The sequence below is a fragment of the Bacillus sp. S14(2024) genome, from assembly GCF_050473785.1.
GTDB lineage: Bacteria > Bacillota > Bacilli > Bacillales > Bacillaceae_G > Bacillus_A > Bacillus_A yunxiaonensis.
This window is the reverse complement of the sequence record NZ_JBFLUP010000006.1, coordinates 2,199,640-2,219,486: the sequence shown is the minus strand read 5'-3', so window position 1 is coordinate 2,219,486 and position 19,847 is coordinate 2,199,640. Positions and strand designations below refer to the sequence as shown.

Below are 19,847 nucleotides of genomic sequence, written 5' to 3'. Positions count from 1 at the left end.
AATGTAACGAATTATAGTATTTCTATATACCCTTCTGTTCCATTCACCCTGATCCTTTGTCCATCCTTGATCAGTTTCGTAGCATTTTCCACCCCAACAACTGCTGGTAAGCCATATTCACGTGCGATAACTGCTCCATGAGTCATCAGTCCACCAACTTCGGTGACTAGGCCTTTTATGGATACAAACAATGGTGTCCAGCCAGGGTCTGTAAATGAGGTGACTAATATATCTCCATCTTCCAGATCAGCATCTTCTAGGCTTAAAATGACACGTGCTCTTCCCTCTATAACTCCGGAAGAAACTGGCAGACCTACAAACGCTTCGGCTGGGAGATTTTCTCGTTTGTACTCACCTGCAATGATTGTACCTTCAGACGTGATAACACGTGGAGGAGTAAGTTTTTCATATAATTTGTACTCGTCTTTTCGTTTACTGATGATCTGGTAATCTAGTTTATTTGTGCGTACAACTTCGTGAAGTTCTTCAAAAGTGAGATAGTATATATCTTCATTTTCACGAATAACGCCCGCTTTTACAAGTTGTTCGGCTTCTTTTAGTAAAGCCTGCTTATAAATGAAGTAGCGATTAATCATGCCGTATTTTGGATATTCACGATAACCAATGAAATTCCGGATTAGGTCGATCATTCGTTTTGTTTCTTTAGCTTTTTGTTCACCATCCGGTAATTGCTTCAATCGATCTAATAACTCTTGTTCTTTTTTCAAAGCTTCCTGTCGCCCTTGCTCAAATTTCCGATGGCTAGCATTTGGCTCAAAGTTTTTGATGTTACCCAGAATCATAGGGACAAGTGTAATTGGTTTTTCACTCCATCTAGTTCTAGTAATATCGATTTCTCCGGCACATCGCATTCCGTATTCGTTGAAAAAAGCATAGAAAGCGTCTCTAGCTTCCTGTCCACCATCAAACTTAACCAGTTCATCCAAAAAGTTATCATCTTTTACATGTTGTAAATAATCAATTACTTCTGGATAAGGACGAATCACATCTGCGACATCCAATAGTGCTAAACCCATTTCCGAAGTAATGTTGTTTGGTACAGATTGAGAAAGCGTGTCTGCTGCGTTTTTTTCACCTAACCACTCGTTCATTTTTTCATTGACCCATGTTGAAGCATTTATGGCAGCCATAAATACAGCTGAACTTTGTGGGTCAAATAAAATCTTCTTTAATTCCTGAATATCTTCTAGAATAAAATCAAATAAATCTGATCCTGATTTCATTTGGATGTTTTGTTTTAACTCTTCTATGGATGTTTGACTACGCTTAATCAAATCAGAAACGATTGATGGATTAGTTTCGATTTGTGCCAGCATATCTGTATTGCCTCTTCTGGGATTTGGTGCTTTATTATCATTTGGTAACGATTTTATAAAGTCTCCTCGACCAATGATGTTCATAAGTGCGTCTTTCATGAGCGGATCGTGTTGTCCCATGGCATTTAATAAAATGTTTCTATTGATAGATGAAGCCAGTTGATGTGTGACATCAACAAACAACCTCCCACCAGCTTTACGCATAGGAGCAGGAGTCGTTAGCAGGAAAAATGACAATCCCAGTGGTTTTATGGGATCGGTCATCATTTGTTGGTGACCGACAGATACGTAAACGTGATTTTCTTGATCATTTGCTTCAGGGATGGGGAAAAGAGTCGTGATTGGACGACTCTGGACAATGTAAAATGTATCATCAGCCAAACACCATTCGATATCCTGTGGGCAACCAAAGTAAGCTTCGATCTGTCTTCCTGTGTGTGCTAGTTGTAAAATTTGTTGTTCAGTAAGTGTTTGCGTCTTTTGCTGCTCGTGATCGATCTGCTGGGTCTCTGTGCCCCCTTCTTTTAAGGCGTAGATTGCTAGTTTTTTGGTTGCAATCATTTTATCGATGATCTTTTCTTCTTGCACCTTATAGCAATCGGCAGATACTAAGCCGGAGACAAGTGCTTCTCCTAGTCCAAAGCTAGCATCGATGGATAGCACCTTTCGATTGGAAGTAATCGGATCAGCAGTAAATAAAATTCCTGAAGCCTGTGGGAACACCATCCGTTGAATAATAACGGATAAATACACTTGGCTATGGTCAAATCCGTTTTGCATACGGTAAATCACGGCACGATCCGTAAATAGGGAAGCCCAACATTTGCTGATGTGCCGCAAAATGGATTCTTTTCCGATGATATTTAAATAGGTGTCTTGCTGCCCGGCAAAAGAGGCATATGGTAAATCTTCAGCAGTTGCACTGGAACGCACTGCATAAGCATGTTCATCGCCAAACTGAGAGAGATAGTAAGCAACAGCTTTCACAACATCGGAAGGAATCTCTACTTCCATAATGATTTTCCGAATCTTCCTGCTGATTTCACCAATTTGATCTCGATCCCCTACTTTTAACAGTGTTAGTTGATCCAGTAATTGATGAAGCTCCACATTTTTCCCAATGACTCTTTTATATACCTCAGTGGTAACACAAAATCCTTCTGGCACTTGTATTCCATGAATCTTCGATAGTTTCCCCAAATTCATGCCTTTGCCACCGACCAACATTTGTCTCGTTTTATCGATTTCCCGAAACTCTAGTACATATGGTTTCATTTCTTTCCCTCCCATTTATCGCTCAATACCAAGACGAATCATATGACAAAAATTGTTCATCTAATCAACCAATTACGCTGTCCACTCGTTCTTGCTCCTGGCGAAGTTCCATATTCATATCAAACACTCCTTTAAAAAAATAAAAATAGGAGTTGACTAAAAAGGATTTTATGATGTATAATTATAATAGGGATAATTTATACAAAAATCCATTATTGGTGCATCTATATAAATTTAACACAGTTTCTCATTTTTATCAATGTATTTACACGCCCATAATTGTCGCAAATTCAAAGGAAGAAAATCCCCATTTTACAAGATAAATGATTCACAAGAAATGATATCCAAATATCCAATCATTTCGTGTAGCGTCAGGAAAATACGGAATTACAACGTTAAGAAATTCCAATATTAAAAGCCCAACTTCTTAGTATTAATATTAAGAAATTGGGCTTTTTTCGTTACCCTATTAAAGAGCCCGGTTGTGGAAGATCTTATTGAAGATAAGCACCCGTTACTTTAAGTGATTCATTCACAATATTATTAAGTAAATTCCCTTTTACTTTCAGTAATGTACTGAAATCCATACAGTAAAAACACCATCTACAATTGTGTTGAGTAATATAAACAGTTTGAAATTTCCATTTATCCATCTTAATATCCACATAGAACCTACCAAAAACGGACCAATATTAAAAGGAAATCCCCCTAATTCCCCGTCCCTAATTTGATACTAATAGCACAATTCTAATCATATTCTTATAAAAGAAAACTATAAGAAGGAGTGTAAAATTAGTTGATAAAAGTTAAGGTTCGTTTACGACCCATTGTAAGTAAGATAAATTTACCCACTGTTTTGAAAACAACTATACTTCCGGGTGACTCAATTGAAAGATTATTTATTGCAACCCAGGTAGGAGAGATCTTTTACATAGGAGACGGAGTTATAAAGACTTTTTTAGATATTCGCCCGCGAGTCATAAAATTAGGTACTTCTGAGGAAGGTGTTTCTGGTAGTGGATATGATGAACGGGGATTGCTAGGGCTAGCATTTCATCCAGAATTTTATTATAACGGTCTGTTTTATCTTCATTATTCAGTAGCTGGAACACAAGGTCCAGGTGCTCTTCCTGAACATTTTAAGCCTAACCCGTGTGATCCCAGAACTTTAAACCTAAAGTGGATAAATAGAGAAACTCAATATGATCATATTGATACAGTTGAAGAATGGATTTTACAATCGAATGGTCAACCTCAAAAACGACGGACATTACTTAACATAAGAAGACCATTTTTTAATCATAATGGTGTCAATAGCTTAAACTTTTCACCTGAAACCGGAAAACTTGTTTTAACAACTGGTGATGGTGGAGCAGGCTATGATCCATTTAATTTAAGTCAGGATGATATGGAAATAGCCGGTAAAATAATTGAAATTGATGTAGTTAAGAATACATTTATCAATAATCCACCCGTAGTCACGCGTTTTAATGAACTTCCCGCACCTATTCAGGAAACGCTTACGGTAATTGCCAAAGGGGTTCGTAATATAACAGGCATTTCATTTCAAAGGTTTTATAATCAGTATATCAAATATGTAGGGATTGTCGGACAGGATTTGGTAGAGTCGATTTTTTCATTCGTTCATTATAAACCAATACCGGTTACTCAGCTTATCCAAGCTTCTTTAACTGACCAAGAAGGACTTATTAACTTTGGTTGGCGAGGGTGGGAAGGTGCTTTTCCTACTTCGTTTATAAGGAGCTGTTCTGAGAATCCGCCTTTGAATGAGAAAACAATTGCTTATTACGATGAAACAGTAAAAACTCTAGTAGGGCGTCTACAGCCTTTAACTAGTTATTTTCATACAGATCCCAGACCCGATAAGTTTGGAGGAACTGCACTTACAGGAGTCCAGCCATATATGGGGAATGGAATCCCAAATTTAACGGGAAGCGTTGTGTTTACCGATTTTGCCCGAAAAGAAGAATCTCGACCTCCGGTTAGAGGGGTTTTAGCTTATACCAGGGTAAGTACAGATTGTAAACTAAATGATTTTAGTGTTATTGAAACCGATTATAATTTTGGGTCTCAATCAGCTTATTATGTTAGTTTGGGAACGAATCTGGATCAAACCAGACTATATTTAGGGGCTTACTGCTCTATGAAAGTGACTGATTTTAACCAAGGTACTGTTTTTGAAATTGTTCCGTGATTTAAATTCGACGGCTGGAGTATTTGTCATACATTTACTACATTCATGACGATAAAGACAAAGAAGGAGAAAATTTCAAAATAGAGTGAATTGTAGCTTTAAAATAAAGTTTGTTCAAAAATACCTCGCAAACCCACGTTTTATGATAAATAAAAAGAAAACATTTTGAAAAAAGATTGATCAAAATGTTTTCTTCTTCAGCAGACTGTAGCCTGGCTTTTATAAAAAAGTTTAATCATTTTCTACCTGTATTGTTCAACAATCGTGCCCGATCCGATTTTCCCTTGTTCTTTTTGAGTGATTGCCCATCCTTGAGCCATCCCTGCCAAAATGCCTAATACGACTCCCACTAATAACAACATCCATTCAGTCGTTCCAATGCTGTTCGTCGCAATGGACCACACATTCCCGATAATAAGCAGCAATGCTCCGATAAAAAATGTTTTATCTAACATTTTCACTACTCTTCAAACCCTTCTGATTCTTTTACTGAATACTATCAACTTGTGTTATAGAATCAACTCTATCCATTTCAAACCTCCGACTTGCGCAGTATTTTATAAATTATGGTAGCGCAGATAGTAAATACTGAAACGAGCCACATTAGAAGTCATTGGTTGAGAAAGTTAGGATGATAAGAACATATTTCGTTAGCCTCCCTACTCCCTTCCGCCACGCAAAAAGAACACATTTCGTATCACAACATTTTATTTAAACTGTATAAGCCTTCTTCAAAAGTTCAATAACTTCTTCTATTGTAAGACCAAAGGATTTGTAGTATGAAATGTCGCTAACCATTTGCTTTATGACCATTTCGTTGCGTATTCGCAGTATCTCATCGGGTGAGAATTCGGCTACAAAGCACCCTTTACCCGTTATTGTATTTATCAAACCGCATCGTTCGAGTTCTTCCCAAGCTTTCTTTACAGTGATGATACTAATACGAAGTTCCTTGGCTGCTTGTCGAATTGGTGGTAAACAATAGCCGCTTTCTAATTCGCCTTTCAAAATTTGGGCGCTGATTTGTTCGAAAAGCTGCTGATAAATTGGCTTTTCCGATGTGTTCGAAATTGCTATGTTCATTGTATCTCCACTTGTAGGAATCGCTTATACGCAATTCGATAAGCAATCATGGTGAATGAAATAAATATCACGATTCCTGCGATCAGGATGGATATTTGAAGCGCCATATTGTCAGCACCGCTACCATTGAAAATGTCAGACACAAAAGAATTCTGGATTCCGAGCCATTGTGCAACTCCGGCAAAAACCATGGCAGCTGTAACGGATGCAAAGGTTGCTTTACCAGATTTATACGCTGTCTTGTAATACATGGAAATAAAGAAGATGTTGAAGATCGCGAGCATGACAAAACATAGTCCCCAAAAACCCATGTGCGGTGCGAAGAAATAGTAGGTTTGATTCGGATATAAGCGAATATTAAACATTCCAAAGATAATTGCACTAACAATATGCAATAATTCCAGAATGACAATAACGAACACCCTCGCTTTCACCATGTCTTTTCTGGTTACAGGCATCATAGTGGTAAATATCAAATCGTTCTGAGTTCTATATCCTGCAAACATAATCGGTATCGTTATCCAGCAAAAATACAGAATGACAATAAAATATAACCAACCGGGAATAAGCATTAATGCACCCATCAAAACAGGTAATACAAAAAACATGGGATTCAGGCCTAATTTTAACTCCTTCATCACTAAGTTATACATACATATCCTCCTTTCTTGAGAAGTAAATCATGATTTCTTCGAGACTCGGCGTGGTTGCTTTAATATCGGAGGAGGGATCGAAGTCTTTGGAATGAATCAATCCCGTAAAGCCAAATGAATTTATTTTGTAGGAAATCAACTTTTCTTTCACCTGATTTAGTTGATTTTCGTTACCATTTAGTAGGCGATATGAGGTAATAAATTCATCTTTCTCAGAACTGTTGATAATTTGACCGTTTTCGATAAAGGTAATAAAATCCGCGCATTTCTCCAAGTCGGATGTAATATGAGTAGAGAAAATAATGCTGATCTCGCCATCTATCACGAGCTCTTGAAAAATATCCAACAGATCATCTCTTGCGGCTGGATCGAGTCCGCTTGTCGGTTCGTCTAGAATGAGAAGCTTCGCCCCATGGGATAAGGCAAGGGCCAAACTGTACTTTACCTTCATCCCCGTCGACAATTCACACATTATTTTGTTTTCATCCAATTTAAATCTTTGTAAATAGTTGTAATAGGTTTCATCATCCCAATTCGTGTAGAACTTCTTAATCACATTGGTCAACGTCTTCATTTTGCTTCGAGTATAAAAGTCAATGCCGCTAAATGCGTATCCGATTTCCTGCTTCAATTCAATCTCGTGTTCGGCAATGTTCTTGCCTAAAATACGTACCTCGCCGCTATCAAGATGAATCATATTCAAGATCGATTTAATGGTGGTTGTTTTTCCTGCGCCATTAGCACCGATAAAGCCCATAATATAACCCTTTTCGAGTTGAAACGATACATCCTTTAACTCAAAATTTTGATATTTCTTATTTAAATTTCTAATGTCTAATGCCAGCATATAGAACCTCCTTATGAATTGTGTATACCGTATATGCACAATATATGTCAGAGTACTTATTAAGTTGACTATCAAATTTTCCAATATGCACACATTTTTCATGCATCACAATAGTAGGTCAAGGATTAATAGATAGAGACTTACTAAAGAATGGTGAACATAAGCAAGCAGTTATGATAAACAAAAACATATATCAAGAGTATATAATCGTTAGGAAAAACGCTCTTAGGGTCATGGTAGACGGAAAACTAGAAGAAATTATATGTAGGTGATAAAACATTTAAGAAAACAGAAATGGAGATATATTCGAAGTCAGTAAGTACAAGGGTAAAATTGAAGTTAACCCTAAGTACGACTATAACGAGTAATATGTGTAGAGTGTTGTTTTGGAATAAAGGTTGTTCAAAAATGTTTTGCAAACCCTAATTTAGTGAGAACCAAAAAGAAACCATTTTGAAATACTATGGTCTTTAAAATTACATAGTAAATCAAAATGGTTTCTTATCCAGCAGGTTTATGTTTCGGTTTTATAAAAAAGTTTGATCATTTTCTGCCTGTGTTACTCCACAATCGCGCCCTATAATTGAATAACTGATGGTTTTCTTACAGCAAGTTTACGAAGACCACAGTAAATTAGTAAAGTAAAGAAGAGAATATTCAAATTCACATTCTCTTCTTGAGGTTTACCCGTTTAAAAAGAAGGTAAGTTATCTAAGTTATTTTCTTTCATACCATCAGGTTCACTACGTATAATATCCCTGCCATACTTATGAAATACGTCCACATGAGCTAACTTCCCTGATTTTGCTTCATCAAGAGCAGTAATATAATCTAATTCTCTTCCACTACTTGTTTTAAAAGCAATAATATCATCCTCATCATTTTTACGAACTGCAACAATTTGTTCTACTCCTGAATCGACTTCCTCAACTACTTCCAATTGAGCTTGGTCTTCCCCTTGTTGTAAGTATTGATTATAAATTTTTTGAAAGTCTTTTTTATCCATAAAATCCACCTCCAAAACATTTAATTAGTATGTTCGGAAGCTATTCGTTTTATGTACTATGCTCAAGTAAACTTTGAATCACATCAATTGATGCACCGTTATTTATCATATGCGTTGCATAGCTGTGTCGTAATTAATGCGGATGTATACTCTTTTTAATTCCAGCTCGCTTTTCTAGATCCAGGAGCAGTGCCTTCATTTCTAATCCGCCCCGATAGCCAGTTAATGAGCCATTCTTTCCTATTACACGATGGCACGGTACAGTAATTAATACCGGATTAGCCCCAATAGCCGCGCCAACAGCACGAACAGCTGCTGGTTTATTTATATCATTTGCAATGTCGGAATAGGATTTCGTCTGTCCATAAGGAATTTCACAAAGTGCATTCCAGACTGCTAGCTGAAATTGCGTACCTACGTACTCAAATGGAACAGTAAAGGTTTTCCGCTTTCCTTCTAGATACTGAGTGATTTCAACGACATAGGGTTCAAGCTTTTCATCATCTTCAACAAGAAGACTTCCTGGAAAGCGTTTCTTAGCCCATTCGAACAATTCCTCAAATGGTTTGTTCTGTGAACCTACAAACACAAGCCCCTTTGAAGTTGAAGCAATATAAAAATTCCAATCCTTAAACTTTAGTAAAGACCAATAAAGGATTGGTTTATTCTTTGTTTCCATTGTACTTTTCCTCCATTTTACTCATTTGACGAAATTGTGCTGGTGTCTGTCCAGTTTTCTTTTTAAATAAAGTAATAAAGTAAGGCGCGTTAGCCATACCCACACATATGGCGATATCTCCAATCGCTTTATTTGTCTGAATCAAGTACTTTTTAGCCGCGTGTACTCTAACTTGTTGCATATACTCAACCGGCGTAATGCCTTTAATCTTTTTAAATGTTCGATGCATATGATACGGACTCCCATAACAAATATCTGCTAACGATTCTAGAGTTAATTTTTCTGTGAAATTTTTATCAATGTATTCAGTAATTAAATCAACCCACTCGCTATCAGGCAGATTTTCATTAGTGGGCTTGCAACGTTTACAAGGGCGAAAATTTGCGCAGAGAGCTTGTTCTGCGTTTAGAAAAATGCATACATTTTCTTTTTTCGGAACGCGAGATTTACAGGATGGTTTACAGAATATCCCTGTCGACTTTACAGCGTAGAAAAATTGATTATTGTACGCTGCATCATTATTTATAATTGCTTGCCACTTTTCATCTGTTATCATTTCTACATCATTCGAAATTCTATGATCATGGCTCCCTTTATGTCCGTTATTGATACTATCCGGCATTTCTCTCACCTCTCCTTACAATATACTCCATATAAATTCAGAATGTACAATTCTAGGAATGGAATAGCAGGATATTGAAGTTTAATTTTTATTTAGAATCGTGAAAAATGATTCCAAGACCGTATCGTTCTCCAGAAGTAACCGTGCTTACTCCGTGACGAACCGTATTTTTGTAATACCCTTTTTTACCTAGAACAGGTTTATGGTTAGTAGGAAAGATCAACGCACTGCCTTGTTCTAAAGCAATTACATGTCCCCTACTCTGAGCACGAGGAATTTGTTCCACTAATAGAGATTCTCCACCGCAAAAGTCTTTATCTCGTTGATTTAATACAAATACTACTTGAAACGGGAAAAATATGTCGCCATATAAATCTTGATGCAAACAATTAAACCCGCCTGTTTCATACTTTATTATTAAAGGTGTCGGTCTAGTTTGTTCATATTCTTCACAGGTGTTCAAAAAATCTTGAAGATGATCTGGAAACTGTTCTGTTTTCTTTAAATAACCCAGCCATCGATTGGCTATTTTGGCCAATTCTAGATAAAAGGACTCTCTTAAAATTTGGATGATTTCAGGTAATGGATAGGAAAAATATTTGTACTCCCCATTCCCAAAGCGATATCTCGTCATATCGATTGTCGTTCTGTATGACCCTTCCTCACAATACAATTCTATGAAGAATTCACATTCCTCCTTTGTTAAAATCGCTGGAAGCTTTGCAAATCCTTGTTCATCTAATTCATTATGAATTGAATCCCAATTTAAGTTTTCGACACGTGTTTTTATATCTTGGACCATTTTTATCCACTCCTATTTAGCATTCTTGATAACTAACACTATAACCTCATAAATTGAAAAAAATAAGATATTTAGAATGTAATAGCAAGATAACAAAATTAATAAAGATTATTATGTGATAAAGTAAAATTTCAATCAGTGTTAATTTTCTTGTAATTATTTTGTAAAGAGTATAGAAAATCGTAATAAGGTGAGGAGAATGAAAAAGTGACATGGCATGAAGTCAATGATGTTATTGTAATTACATTACCTGAAAATTTCGACATAAATGCTAACCTAGACTATCTAACAAGGGAAAAAAATGAATGCATGTATGAAATAGAGAACGATATAATTACAAAAGTTATAGCCATCGGGGAAATTCGGTCCTTAGTACAGGTAAGCGTAATCAATAATAAACAAATGGTTGTTCAATTCCTAAATGATTCTAGACCCATTGAAAAGTGGAAACGGGAAGAGATTGTAAAATATATTCATGAATGGTTTGATCTTGATAACGATTTAACGCCATTTTATGAAATGGCAAAAGCAGACCCATTACTTAAAATGACTGCCCGAAAATTCTATGGATTGCGAGTTATCGGCATTCCCGATTTATTTGAAGCCTTATGTTGGGGAGTTTTAGGGCAACAAATCAACTTAGCCTTCGCGTACTCCTTAAAGAAGCAATTTGTAGAAGAATTTGGCGATTCCATCGAATGGAACGGTAAAAAGTATTGGGTGTTCCCACCGTACGAACGAATTGCACAGTTAACACCTACCGACCTAGCAGATATTAAAATGACGGTAAAAAAAAGTGAATATATCATTGGAATTGCCAGATTAATGGCAAGTGGAGAATTATCGAGGGAAAAATTAATGAAAATGAACTTTAAAGATGCTGAAAAAAATTTAATTAAAATACGAGGAATCGGTCCTTGGACAGCCAATTATGTTCTAATGCGCTGCCTCAGGTTCCAGACAGCTTTTCCAATCGATGATGTGGGCCTTATTAATTCGATAAAAATATTACGTAATATGAACCGAAAGCCTACAAAAGATGAAATCTTAGAAATATCGTTTCCATGGAAAAACTGGGAATCATACGCTACCTTTTATTTATGGCGTGTCCTTTACTGAATAATTACAACTTAAACCGGAATGTACTCAATGAATACTCCCCTACTTAACTTCGTTTGAAGTAGGGGTTTCTAACGTATCGAACACTGCGGAACGCTTAACGTTAGTGGAGTTGACACAATGGTGTGCTATAGACACCCAACCCCTCTATCCCATCAGTCTAGCTTTTGGGACTGCTTATGAGCCTACTGCAAGATTCCTAAGAATCATCAATGCGTCTTCGGCTACTTCTTAGGCTTGAACATTTTACATAGCAGAGCCAATAAGTACCTGCTACAACCTCATACGTTCAGTTTTCAAAGTACAACTTGTACATGGAAAATTATAATATATGAGTATATGTTTTGCTACGCAAAAAGGCCAATTCATCTCCCACCTATTTGTTGGTGCTACGCACCTTCACACAAATTGAGGGAGGAATCTTCTTGGCTAAAATAATAAAAAGAGAATGAACTTTAAAACCTAATCCCTTCATTAATTAATCCTATATAAATATACAAGCACCTTGTTTAGGAACAACAAGTATAAGACAAACTTTTTAAAAGGTGCTGTTTGCCTTCTTAATAGGGATAGATTAGGGAAACCCTAGCCTATCTGGAAGCCTTGACTCTTCCAGATTATGGCCCGATTATTGAACAAAGAAATACTCTATATTATCTTTGAGTTAGGAAACAATGTATTTATAAAATTTTTTGTCCACTTGCATGATAGGGAAATTGATAGGTAACTTGTTAAATTCTATATTTTCGAAACGATGTTTTTCATAAAACCTATGGGCTGCTACAAATTGCAATGTCGTTCCTAAATATATTTCTTTCACTTCTTTTGTTTTTGCCCATGTAATTGCATTATGTAATAAAAGACTGGCCGTTTGAAATGTCTTTCCTCTAAAGTCCTTTTTTACAAACATTTTTCTTAATGCTACTTGATGATTGCCAATATCTAAAAGAGCGATAGTACCTACAACTTTTCCTTGATAAAGTGCGATCCAAAAGTTACCGCTTCCGGATTGGTAAACACTTTCTATACTAACTAAATCAGGTTGGTCTTCTTTTGAAATAGGAATATTATATTCATCTTGTTGGATGGAGAGAATTAAATCTAAAATTTGAGATTGATAATCAGAAGAATATTCTTTCAAGGTAAGGTTATCGTTCATATATAACACCGTCCAATATAGTTTTAGATTTAAAATAAAGTTCGATAATTTATAAAAAAGTCTGATCATTTATAAAAAATTTTGATAAAAATATATATTTTGCAAGACCTAAAACTAGAGGTTTAGGTCTTATATTGTCTTTATTCATATTCATGTAATTAACGCACTTTTTGAAATAATGTTGCCCATTCTTCCTGCAGCAACGAATACATAATCGCATCGTGCTCGACATCATTTTGAATCATATATTTTCGAAGTAACCCTTCTTCCGTAAAGCCTGCTTTTTGTAATAATTTACGAGATAATTCATTTTCCGGGTATACAACAGCTGAAATCCGCTTAAAATAAAGTGTTTCAAACCCATATGTAAGAATAGCTTGTAATGCTTCTGTCGCATATCCCTTTCCCCAATATGTTTCATCTAATTCATAGCCGATTTCAGCACGTTTATGCTTGTGATTAATTAAATGAAATCCGCACGAGCCAATTAATTGATCTGTTCCTTTTAATACGATCCCCCAACGAAATGCAGATCCCTCTTCATATCTTTCTCTAAAATTCCGAATCACGTTTTTTACTTCTTCTATATTTTGAAACGAATCCATTCCAAAATAACGAATAACAGGTTCTTTCGTAAAATAATGAAACATCGCATCTGCATCTACCAACGTTAATTCCCTTAATTGCAAACGATTTGTTTCTAAAATAGGAAACTTTCGCATACTCTCCCGCTCCTTTAGTCTAATGAACTGCAAATTTCAATATAATTTCCATCCGGATCAGAAACGTAGGAAACTGTTTGTCCCCATGGTTTTGTAACAGGCTCTACTAACACCGTTACTCCTTGTTTTTTGAAGTTATGTATTGTTTCCGTAACATCATCGACCACAAATCCAATCTCAAATGTAGATGATTCCGATAACGTTTTCGGAATTGATAAACCCGTTAACTCTTGAACATCATTTCTACTATTGATTGCCAAAATTGTAGAACCTGTATCAAATTCAACATATGTACCGTGCTCACCCTTTATCGGTAGCTGTAATATATCACGATAAAAACGGATGCATTCCTCATATTGCTGTGCATATAAAATGATGTATTTCATTTGAAGTTTCACATTCTTCTCCTCCTTTACATTCTTACTATTTTGACAAAAAATGCAGAAATCCTTTATAGGGTTTTTCCTTATGAATAAACTCCGCCATATCAACAAATGCTAACAATGGAGGTGTGTTGATATGGAACCAATGCTTTGTCCAAATTGTAAAACAAACCGAACAAGATTTAATATCATTGAACAAACAGCAAAACCAGTAAAATTAAACCCACAAACTGGTCAAATCGAGGAAGAGTATACAAACGAAAATATGAGTGCATTTCATATGGCCTACCAAGGTCCTACATATCGCGTACAATGTGCTGCATGCGGCTTAATTGAAAACCCAGAACAATTCATTAAACCGGCGCAAAACCAATCATTTTAGTCTTTTAAATAAAAAAGTTGCTTGTAAAATAAGCAACTTTTTTCACTTTCGATGAAGTTCGATTTATCCCGCTATTTCGTGGGCAATCCCTCCCTATAAAGTTTGATCAAACATACTAATGGAACGAGGTTTTTTACAATAAACAAAAAGGAATCCATTTTGAAAAAAGATTAGTCAAAATGAATCCCTCTATATTATTGATAAATGTGGACCTGGATGAATTCGAAGTCACTTGAAACAAATGAATAATTCTTGGGGAGAATATAAGACATAGTATTCTTTCCAAGAATCATATTTTCCAATACTATTAAAATACCAGAAAGAATAGAACAGTTGTGCTCCCAATAGATCCAAAGCTCCTGAATCAACAATTAATTTTAACACTACAGTTAATTATGTTTCTATTAAAAGCCTTCGTTTCTCCTAACCCGTAAGGAGGTTTCAATAATCATATCCAATAGCTTACTATAGGTGATCCCCACCGCATGAGCACTTTTTGGTAGTAAGCTATTTTTTGTCATCCCCGGCAATGTATTCACTTCCATTACATATGGGATTCCATCTTTTATAATCATATCAACTCTAGCATAAACACTACATTTTAATGCTCTATAACACGCCATTGCAGCCTCAGCGACACGCTTTTGCGTTGTGACCGGAAGTTCTACAATCTCTTCAATCGTAGCCGCATCATCATATTTCGCATGATAGTCAAAGAACTCGGCCGTATGTTGAATCGAAATAATTGGCAAAAGTTTTCCAGCCAAAATGGAACATGTAATTTCTTCGCCCTTTATATATTTTTCAATTACGATTTCAGAATCCCATTTCAATACATCCTCAAGCGAGGATAGTAAAGACTCCTTATCGTATACGATCTTTACCCCTACGCTGGAACCACCCGAATTAGGTTTTACCACTAACGGATACCCCATTTTTTCGACTTCATCAAGCTGAAGTTCTTCCATATTCGAAAGATGAATCCAATCCGGGGTTTGAATTCCTTCATAACGAATCAATTTTTTCGACATATTTTTATCCATACAAATACCGCTTGATAACATGACACTTCCTGTATATGGAACACCGAGCGATTCCAGTGTACCTTGAATTGTACCATCCTCCCCATATTCTCCGTGAAGCGCCAACAAGGCAATATCGATATCCCTTACCTTTTCAATAAGCTCTTTTTTGTTATTTAGTTGAATAGGCACAATTTCGTACTTACTTTTATCCAAATGTGCAATCATTTCTTCCCCAGTCATAAGGGATACTTGTTTTTCGGAAGACACGCCTCCCATAATTACGCCAACTCTCACTTTTTTCAACTCCCATTTTCATTTTTCAATGTATCTCCAATTATCTTAATTCCCTTAAGAATATCCGCTTCTTTTAACCGAGAGAATCCTAATCGAAACGTATTACTTCCCTTTTCATCCGTGTAAAAGACGTCCCCAGGAGAAAAAACGACTCCCTTTTCATAGCATTTTTTCAAAAGTGTACGTGAATTCATTCCTTTTTCTAACTCTAGAAAAAGATGAAGTCCCCCATCCCCAGTCATTCTTTGAAAAGGAATATATTGATGACAAGCATGAACAGCTAGTTCATATTTTTTCTTATAAACTGACTTGGCCTTTTTTAAATATTTTTCAAAATAACCATCATGTAAATATTGATAAAGCACTGCCTGATCCAGTGTAGATGTATGAATTGTTCTTGCCCTTTTCACACTTTCCAAGCAATGAATTAATTCTTTATCTGCTAAAATCCATCCAACACGTAATCCTGGAAAAAGAATTTTTGAAAAACTGCTGATATAGATAACATTGTTGCCGGACCCAGCGAATGTTAATAGGGGTGCTAGATGAGAACCCGAATAACGCAATTCCTCATTAAATCCATCCTCCACGATAGGGATCCCATATTTCGAAAAAAGATTCATGATTTCAGTCCTTTTTTCTGAGGATGTGACAATTCCAGTCGGATTATGATAAGACGGGATTAGATATGCGAAGTCAAAATCCATTTCGGATAAACTTTTCTCAACTTTATCAATATCAATACCATCATCCTTCATTTCAATCCCATGCACATCAAGTCCATGTAATCGAAACAGTTTTAAGGCAGCATGATGGGTCGGGTTTTCACATATAATACGACCGGATTTCTTCGCTAAAGAAGACAATAAAATATCCAGCCCTTCGGTGAAACCATTCGTAATCAAAATATCCTTATTGGAAATATTTACCCCTTTCATTTCCATATAGTGAAGAAGGTAATCAATGAGAGGTTTATAGCCTTTTGCGTATCCGTAGTTCAAAACGATATCCCCTTCAATGGACATTCGATTCAGAAAAGCTCTTTTAAAATTTTCAACATCAAAAAGCTTTTCGTCTGGAGCAATGCTATTAAATGAAATCATGCCTTTTTCCCAGCGAACACCGTGCTTCATTAAATCTAATTCATCAGCTAACAAGGTAACTTCATTGACCTTTTCTTTCCAGTTTAGTTCGATGGATGGAGTTTTGGATGTTTTAACTTTTCCTATAAAATTTCCTTTTCCCTTTATTGCATAGATTAAACCTTCTTGTTCTAAATCTGCGTAAGCAGTGAGAACAGTATTTCTGCTGACCGATAAAAATTTACTAAGTTCTCGGGTAGATGGAAGCTTCTGGTGTTCCAGCAGATGTCCTTTCATAATCATTTTTTTCAAATAATCCTTTAATTGAATATAAAACGGACGATCATCCACAAGTTTAAAATCATTAAACACTCCCTTGACCCCCTTGCTATCATTTTGGCATAACTATATCTATCCTAAAAGATCCACAGCATATGTATTTTCTTTAACCAGCGGTATGGTTTTCGGTACCATTCATACAACTTTGAGATAAAGAATGCTACAAATTTAAATTCACTTCACCCTCTTATCCAATAATAAGCTAAGCTTTTTTAATGTAGTGTAGCGCTATCCTAAGGGAAAGTAAAAATTCCCTCTTAATAATAGTACTATTTTTATACCGTAAACAGTTGTTTTTTATCTTTTAAAACACTTACAGGAAATTAGTATTTTTTAAGTCTTAATGTAGCTTTGAAATAAAATTTGATTGAAATAATTGTTGCTTTAAAATAAAGTTTGTTCAAAAATACCTCATAAACCAGCATTTTACGATAAATAAAAGAATCCATTTTGAAAAAAGATTGATCAAAATGGATTCTTCTCTTACAGATTTAGGTTTAGTTTTTATAAAAAAGTTTGATCATTTCTACCTATGTTGTTCAACAATCGCGCCCGTTTGTTGAAGATCACTGAAGCTTCTATTAGCTAGTTAGTTTAAGCAGAAAGCTTCACACTCTTTTGTTCTATTCCCTTCTTGTCTGCATACCAAGCCCTATCTAGTGAATTTTGGTTTAAGATCACCTTTATAAGGTTCATGTTCAACGAATACAGTTATGCCCTTGCCATCTTTGTCTTTACCAGTTCTTTTATACGTAAATTTATTATTATTAAGTTCGGTAAGTTCAAGGGCGGCGCCATACTTATTATTTCCAATTGAAACATGGGCTCTTATCTTATTCCCGTGTACAACATCGAAGTAGCCATAATCACCGCGGCTTTTTCTCTCGGAAAACACGTTTCGTTAACTATATAATTTATTTATTCTTTTCTTTCCAAAGAGCAAAAGGATTCTTTTCATGATGATTTTTATCGAGCTTTAATAATTTAATGTCTCGTTGTTCTTTTGGAAGAGATATTTGCTGATAAACGTATTTTGTTCCTAATCCAATTTCTTCTTCCTCTTGTGCAGTATAGGAATAATAAACATGTTTAAGGTTCGCCCAGTAAATGGCACTTAAACACATCGGGCAAGGCTCCCCGCTTGCGTATAGTATACAGTCGGAAAGATCAGATGTACCAAGAGTGCGACAAGCCTGACGGATAGCTAGAAGTTCAGCATGCGCAGTGGGATCGTGTGTTTTAAGAACATCATTTACTCCCTTTGCAACAATCTCACCATCTTTAACAATCACCGCACCAAATGGTTTTCCTTTTTTGTTTTTAGTATTGTCGTAAGCTAACTCGATTGCCAATTTCATAAATTCTTCGTGACTCATTTAAAAACACTCCTTTAAAAATTAAATATTAAATATGATTTTTTTCACTCATGTTTTTTTGTTTTCCATAGTTGTTCTAGCACAATTACGATGATCGTACCAACAATGAGACCATTGCTTAAAATATATTGGAGAATAGTAGGCAGACCATGAAATATTCCCTTAGGAAGAAACATTAATCCAATACCGATTAGTAATGTGATTCCTAATATAGTTAGCCGACGTTGATCTAATTCGTCTTTCAAAAGGGATTGAAACGAGATCCCAATCATTTGGACAAAGGATGCTAAACTTACGGCACAAGCAATAGGGCCGGGAAGCATAGCTAAGAAGTTGACGATTGCCGGAACAAAGGCTATACCTGCTAAGGCTAAACTTGCTATTAGGAAAGGCATTATTCGTTTTTGCTCGGTTATTCGGATAAAACCCGCCGATACTGGCAATGGCACAATTCCAATTGTCGAAAAAAGAGCTGATATAACATGTGTAATACCGCCTGCCCAACTGGCGCGGTTAATGGTTTGTTTTTCGGATTCTCCTGATTCTGGAACCACTTGTTTAACAGCCGTAACGGCCGCTATCATATTAGAGACTAAAATAAACGTAAATATAATTGAGGTTATAACCATTCCAGCATTTAAATTCGGAGTCCCCCATGCAAAAATGTCTGGTAATTTAATGAAGGAAGCCGGTGCGGAAATCGTATTGGGGGTTTTTCCTAATAAGAAATATAGTAACCACCCAAATAAAATCCCTAACAGTACAGAGTAACTTTTCATCCATCCTTTTCCTTTAATTGATAGCACTATCACTAGAACAAATACGCCAAATGAAATCGCTGCAATTTGATAATCTAGGTTGGACTGTCCTTGTATTCCGAACATTCCCTCTAAAAAAACACCACTAAGTTGAAGACTCAGAATCAAAAGAAAAGAACCAGTAACTAAAGGAGTGAACAAAAACAGCAGCCGGTTAACCAGGCCGGTTATGCCAAGAATAACTAGTAAAAATCCTGTAACCAGCAAACCACCTTCTAAAAGTTGTAATGTTTCTTTCGTACTTTCCCCCTGTTGAATCGCCATACCCGCTAAAATGACAAATACACTGACCCATGAACCTGCAGGTCCGTCAGCGATCGGATAGCGATGTCCAAGCCATCCTTGTATAAAAGAGCTAATGCCCACCACAAAAAAAGTTCGTTGCATCAAATCGGATATTTCCTCGGTCGATAAATGAAATACTCCCCCGATTACGATTGGTAATGCAACAGAAGTGGCCAGCAGGAAAAAGAACCATTGAAATATGCTTAAAGCGCCGTAAAAACGTTGTTTCTCCATATCGTTTCACCTTCATGTTAAAATATTTATTTTTTTCAAGTACCAATAGAAATTAGTTCTAATTAGCTTAAAAATAAAGATTTCCCGCAAGAAAATCTTTTATTAACCTA

At 36.0% G+C, this 19,847-nt stretch carries 19 protein-coding genes and 2 pseudogenes; 3 read left to right on the top strand and 18 right to left on the bottom strand.

What is annotated here, in order from left to right:
* Positions 1-11: 11 nt before the first annotated feature.
* Positions 12-2,612, bottom strand: coding sequence for a phosphoenolpyruvate synthase (gene ppsA, locus AB1279_RS11585; protein ID WP_429758856.1), 2,601 nt, complete (start codon positions 2,610-2,612; stop codon positions 12-14).
* A gap of 796 nt (positions 2,613-3,408) precedes the next feature.
* Here ppsA and AB1279_RS11580 point away from each other — a divergent pair.
* The gene (locus tag AB1279_RS11580; protein ID WP_429758855.1) at positions 3,409-4,827 is read left to right on the top strand and encodes a PQQ-dependent sugar dehydrogenase; all 1,419 of its coding nucleotides are present in this window, start codon (positions 3,409-3,411) and stop codon (positions 4,825-4,827) included.
* A gap of 242 nt (positions 4,828-5,069) precedes the next feature.
* Here the strand turns inward: AB1279_RS11580 and AB1279_RS11575 are convergent, their stop codons facing one another.
* The 9 genes and pseudogenes from AB1279_RS11575 to AB1279_RS11535 all read right to left on the bottom strand — a co-directional run bounded on the left by AB1279_RS11575 (position 5,070) and on the right by AB1279_RS11535 (position 10,519).
* Complete coding sequence (locus AB1279_RS11575; protein ID WP_429758853.1) at positions 5,070-5,282, bottom strand: hypothetical protein; 213 nt, start codon at positions 5,280-5,282, stop codon at positions 5,070-5,072.
* A gap of 256 nt (positions 5,283-5,538) precedes the next feature.
* Positions 5,539-5,910 carry a GntR family transcriptional regulator gene (locus AB1279_RS11570; protein WP_429758852.1) on the bottom strand — a complete coding sequence of 124 codons (372 nt, stop codon included), beginning with the start codon at positions 5,908-5,910 and terminating at the stop codon, positions 5,539-5,541.
* The gene (locus AB1279_RS11565) at positions 5,907-6,563 is read right to left on the bottom strand and encodes an ABC-2 transporter permease (RefSeq protein ID WP_429758850.1); all 657 of its coding nucleotides are present in this window, start codon (positions 6,561-6,563) and stop codon (positions 5,907-5,909) included. The genes AB1279_RS11570 and AB1279_RS11565 overlap by 4 nt, the downstream gene beginning before the upstream one ends.
* Complete coding sequence (locus AB1279_RS11560; RefSeq protein ID WP_429758849.1) at positions 6,556-7,410, bottom strand: ABC transporter ATP-binding protein; 855 nt, start codon at positions 7,408-7,410, stop codon at positions 6,556-6,558. Before AB1279_RS11560 ends, AB1279_RS11565 begins: the two co-directional genes overlap by 8 nt.
* A 691-nt stretch (positions 7,411-8,101) precedes the next feature.
* Complete coding sequence (locus AB1279_RS11555) at positions 8,102-8,416, bottom strand: DUF3892 domain-containing protein (protein WP_429758847.1); 315 nt, start codon at positions 8,414-8,416, stop codon at positions 8,102-8,104.
* Between the two features lie 49 nt (positions 8,417-8,465).
* Positions 8,466-8,537, bottom strand: a pseudogene (locus tag AB1279_RS11550) (tyrosine-type recombinase/integrase); the annotation flags it as partial.
* A 12-nt stretch (positions 8,538-8,549) separates the two neighbouring features.
* Entirely contained in the window at positions 8,550-9,095 is a 546-nt protein-coding gene (gene adaB / locus AB1279_RS11545; RefSeq protein WP_429758845.1) for a methylated-DNA--[protein]-cysteine S-methyltransferase, read from the bottom strand.
* Positions 9,079-9,717, bottom strand: a complete 639-nt coding sequence (locus AB1279_RS11540) for a bifunctional transcriptional activator/DNA repair enzyme AdaA (protein ID WP_429761365.1) — start codon at positions 9,715-9,717, stop codon at positions 9,079-9,081. The genes adaB and AB1279_RS11540 overlap by 17 nt, the downstream gene beginning before the upstream one ends.
* 88 nt (positions 9,718-9,805) lie before the next feature.
* Entirely contained in the window at positions 9,806-10,519 is a 714-nt protein-coding gene (locus tag AB1279_RS11535; protein ID WP_429758843.1) for a 2OG-Fe(II) oxygenase, read from the bottom strand.
* A gap of 207 nt (positions 10,520-10,726) precedes the next feature.
* Between AB1279_RS11535 and alkA the strand changes: the two genes are divergently transcribed.
* Positions 10,727-11,638 carry a DNA-3-methyladenine glycosidase II gene (alkA, locus tag AB1279_RS11530; RefSeq protein ID WP_429758841.1) on the top strand — a complete coding sequence of 304 codons (912 nt, stop codon included), beginning with the start codon at positions 10,727-10,729 and terminating at the stop codon, positions 11,636-11,638.
* 664 nt (positions 11,639-12,302) lie between these two features.
* Here alkA and AB1279_RS11525 read toward each other — a convergent pair.
* The 3 genes from AB1279_RS11525 to AB1279_RS11515 all read right to left on the bottom strand — a co-directional run bounded on the left by AB1279_RS11525 (position 12,303) and on the right by AB1279_RS11515 (position 13,917).
* Positions 12,303-12,797: a GNAT family N-acetyltransferase gene (locus tag AB1279_RS11525; protein WP_429758839.1), complete on the bottom strand. Its 495-nt coding sequence runs from the start codon at positions 12,795-12,797 to the stop codon at positions 12,303-12,305.
* Positions 12,798-12,955: 158 nt separating this feature from the next.
* Positions 12,956-13,519 carry a GNAT family N-acetyltransferase gene (locus AB1279_RS11520; RefSeq protein ID WP_429749358.1) on the bottom strand — a complete coding sequence of 188 codons (564 nt, stop codon included), beginning with the start codon at positions 13,517-13,519 and terminating at the stop codon, positions 12,956-12,958.
* A 14-nt stretch (positions 13,520-13,533) separates the two neighbouring features.
* Entirely contained in the window at positions 13,534-13,917 is a 384-nt protein-coding gene (locus AB1279_RS11515; RefSeq protein WP_429749356.1) for a VOC family protein, read from the bottom strand.
* 121 nt (positions 13,918-14,038) lie between these two features.
* Between AB1279_RS11515 and AB1279_RS11510 the strand changes: the two genes are divergently transcribed.
* The gene (locus tag AB1279_RS11510; protein ID WP_098311155.1) at positions 14,039-14,284 is read left to right on the top strand and encodes a DNA alkylation repair protein; all 246 of its coding nucleotides are present in this window, start codon (positions 14,039-14,041) and stop codon (positions 14,282-14,284) included.
* A gap of 404 nt (positions 14,285-14,688) precedes the next feature.
* On the opposite strand, the gene AB1279_RS11505 is transcribed toward AB1279_RS11510, so the two are convergent.
* The 5 genes and pseudogenes from AB1279_RS11505 to AB1279_RS11485 form a co-directional block, all read right to left on the bottom strand.
* Positions 14,689-15,603, bottom strand: a complete 915-nt coding sequence (locus AB1279_RS11505; RefSeq protein ID WP_429757444.1) for a D-alanine--D-alanine ligase — start codon at positions 15,601-15,603, stop codon at positions 14,689-14,691.
* 5 nt (positions 15,604-15,608) lie between these two features.
* The gene (locus AB1279_RS11500; protein WP_429757445.1) at positions 15,609-17,057 is read right to left on the bottom strand and encodes a PLP-dependent aminotransferase family protein; all 1,449 of its coding nucleotides are present in this window, start codon (positions 17,055-17,057) and stop codon (positions 15,609-15,611) included.
* A 619-nt stretch (positions 17,058-17,676) separates the two neighbouring features.
* A pseudogene (locus AB1279_RS11495) lies at positions 17,677-17,904 on the bottom strand (DUF4822 domain-containing protein); the annotation flags it as partial.
* A gap of 34 nt (positions 17,905-17,938) precedes the next feature.
* Positions 17,939-18,400, bottom strand: a complete 462-nt coding sequence (locus AB1279_RS11490) for a nucleoside deaminase (protein ID WP_429757446.1) — start codon at positions 18,398-18,400, stop codon at positions 17,939-17,941.
* A gap of 44 nt (positions 18,401-18,444) precedes the next feature.
* The gene (locus tag AB1279_RS11485) at positions 18,445-19,737 is read right to left on the bottom strand and encodes a purine/pyrimidine permease (protein WP_429757447.1); all 1,293 of its coding nucleotides are present in this window, start codon (positions 19,735-19,737) and stop codon (positions 18,445-18,447) included.
* Positions 19,738-19,847: the final 110 nt, after the last annotated feature.

What these genes read in the sequence shown, in the direction of transcription:
- ppsA (WP_429758856.1), bottom strand. Translation starts at nt 2,612, where the DNA reads ATGAAACCATATGTACTAGAGTTTCGGGAAATCGATAAAACGAGACAA.
- AB1279_RS11575 (WP_429758853.1), bottom strand. Translation starts at nt 5,282, where the DNA reads ATGTTAGATAAAACATTTTTTATCGGAGCATTGCTGCTTATTATCGGG.
- AB1279_RS11570 (WP_429758852.1), bottom strand. Translation starts at nt 5,910, where the DNA reads ATGAACATAGCAATTTCGAACACATCGGAAAAGCCAATTTATCAGCAG.
- AB1279_RS11565 (WP_429758850.1), bottom strand. Translation starts at nt 6,563, where the DNA reads ATGTATAACTTAGTGATGAAGGAGTTAAAATTAGGCCTGAATCCCATG.
- AB1279_RS11560 (WP_429758849.1), bottom strand. Translation starts at nt 7,410, where the DNA reads ATGCTGGCATTAGACATTAGAAATTTAAATAAGAAATATCAAAATTTT.
- AB1279_RS11555 (WP_429758847.1), bottom strand. Translation starts at nt 8,416, where the DNA reads ATGGATAAAAAAGACTTTCAAAAAATTTATAATCAATACTTACAACAA.
- adaB (WP_429758845.1), bottom strand. Translation starts at nt 9,095, where the DNA reads ATGGAAACAAAGAATAAACCAATCCTTTATTGGTCTTTACTAAAGTTT.
- AB1279_RS11540 (WP_429761365.1), bottom strand. Translation starts at nt 9,717, where the DNA reads ATGCCGGATAGTATCAATAACGGACATAAAGGGAGCCATGATCATAGA.
- AB1279_RS11535 (WP_429758843.1), bottom strand. Translation starts at nt 10,519, where the DNA reads ATGGTCCAAGATATAAAAACACGTGTCGAAAACTTAAATTGGGATTCA.
- AB1279_RS11525 (WP_429758839.1), bottom strand. Translation starts at nt 12,797, where the DNA reads ATGAACGATAACCTTACCTTGAAAGAATATTCTTCTGATTATCAATCT.
- AB1279_RS11520 (WP_429749358.1), bottom strand. Translation starts at nt 13,519, where the DNA reads ATGCGAAAGTTTCCTATTTTAGAAACAAATCGTTTGCAATTAAGGGAA.
- AB1279_RS11510 (WP_098311155.1), top strand. Translation starts at nt 14,039, where the DNA reads ATGGAACCAATGCTTTGTCCAAATTGTAAAACAAACCGAACAAGATTT.
- AB1279_RS11490 (WP_429757446.1), bottom strand. Translation starts at nt 18,400, where the DNA reads ATGAGTCACGAAGAATTTATGAAATTGGCAATCGAGTTAGCTTACGAC.
- AB1279_RS11485 (WP_429757447.1), bottom strand. Translation starts at nt 19,737, where the DNA reads ATGGAGAAACAACGTTTTTACGGCGCTTTAAGCATATTTCAATGGTTC.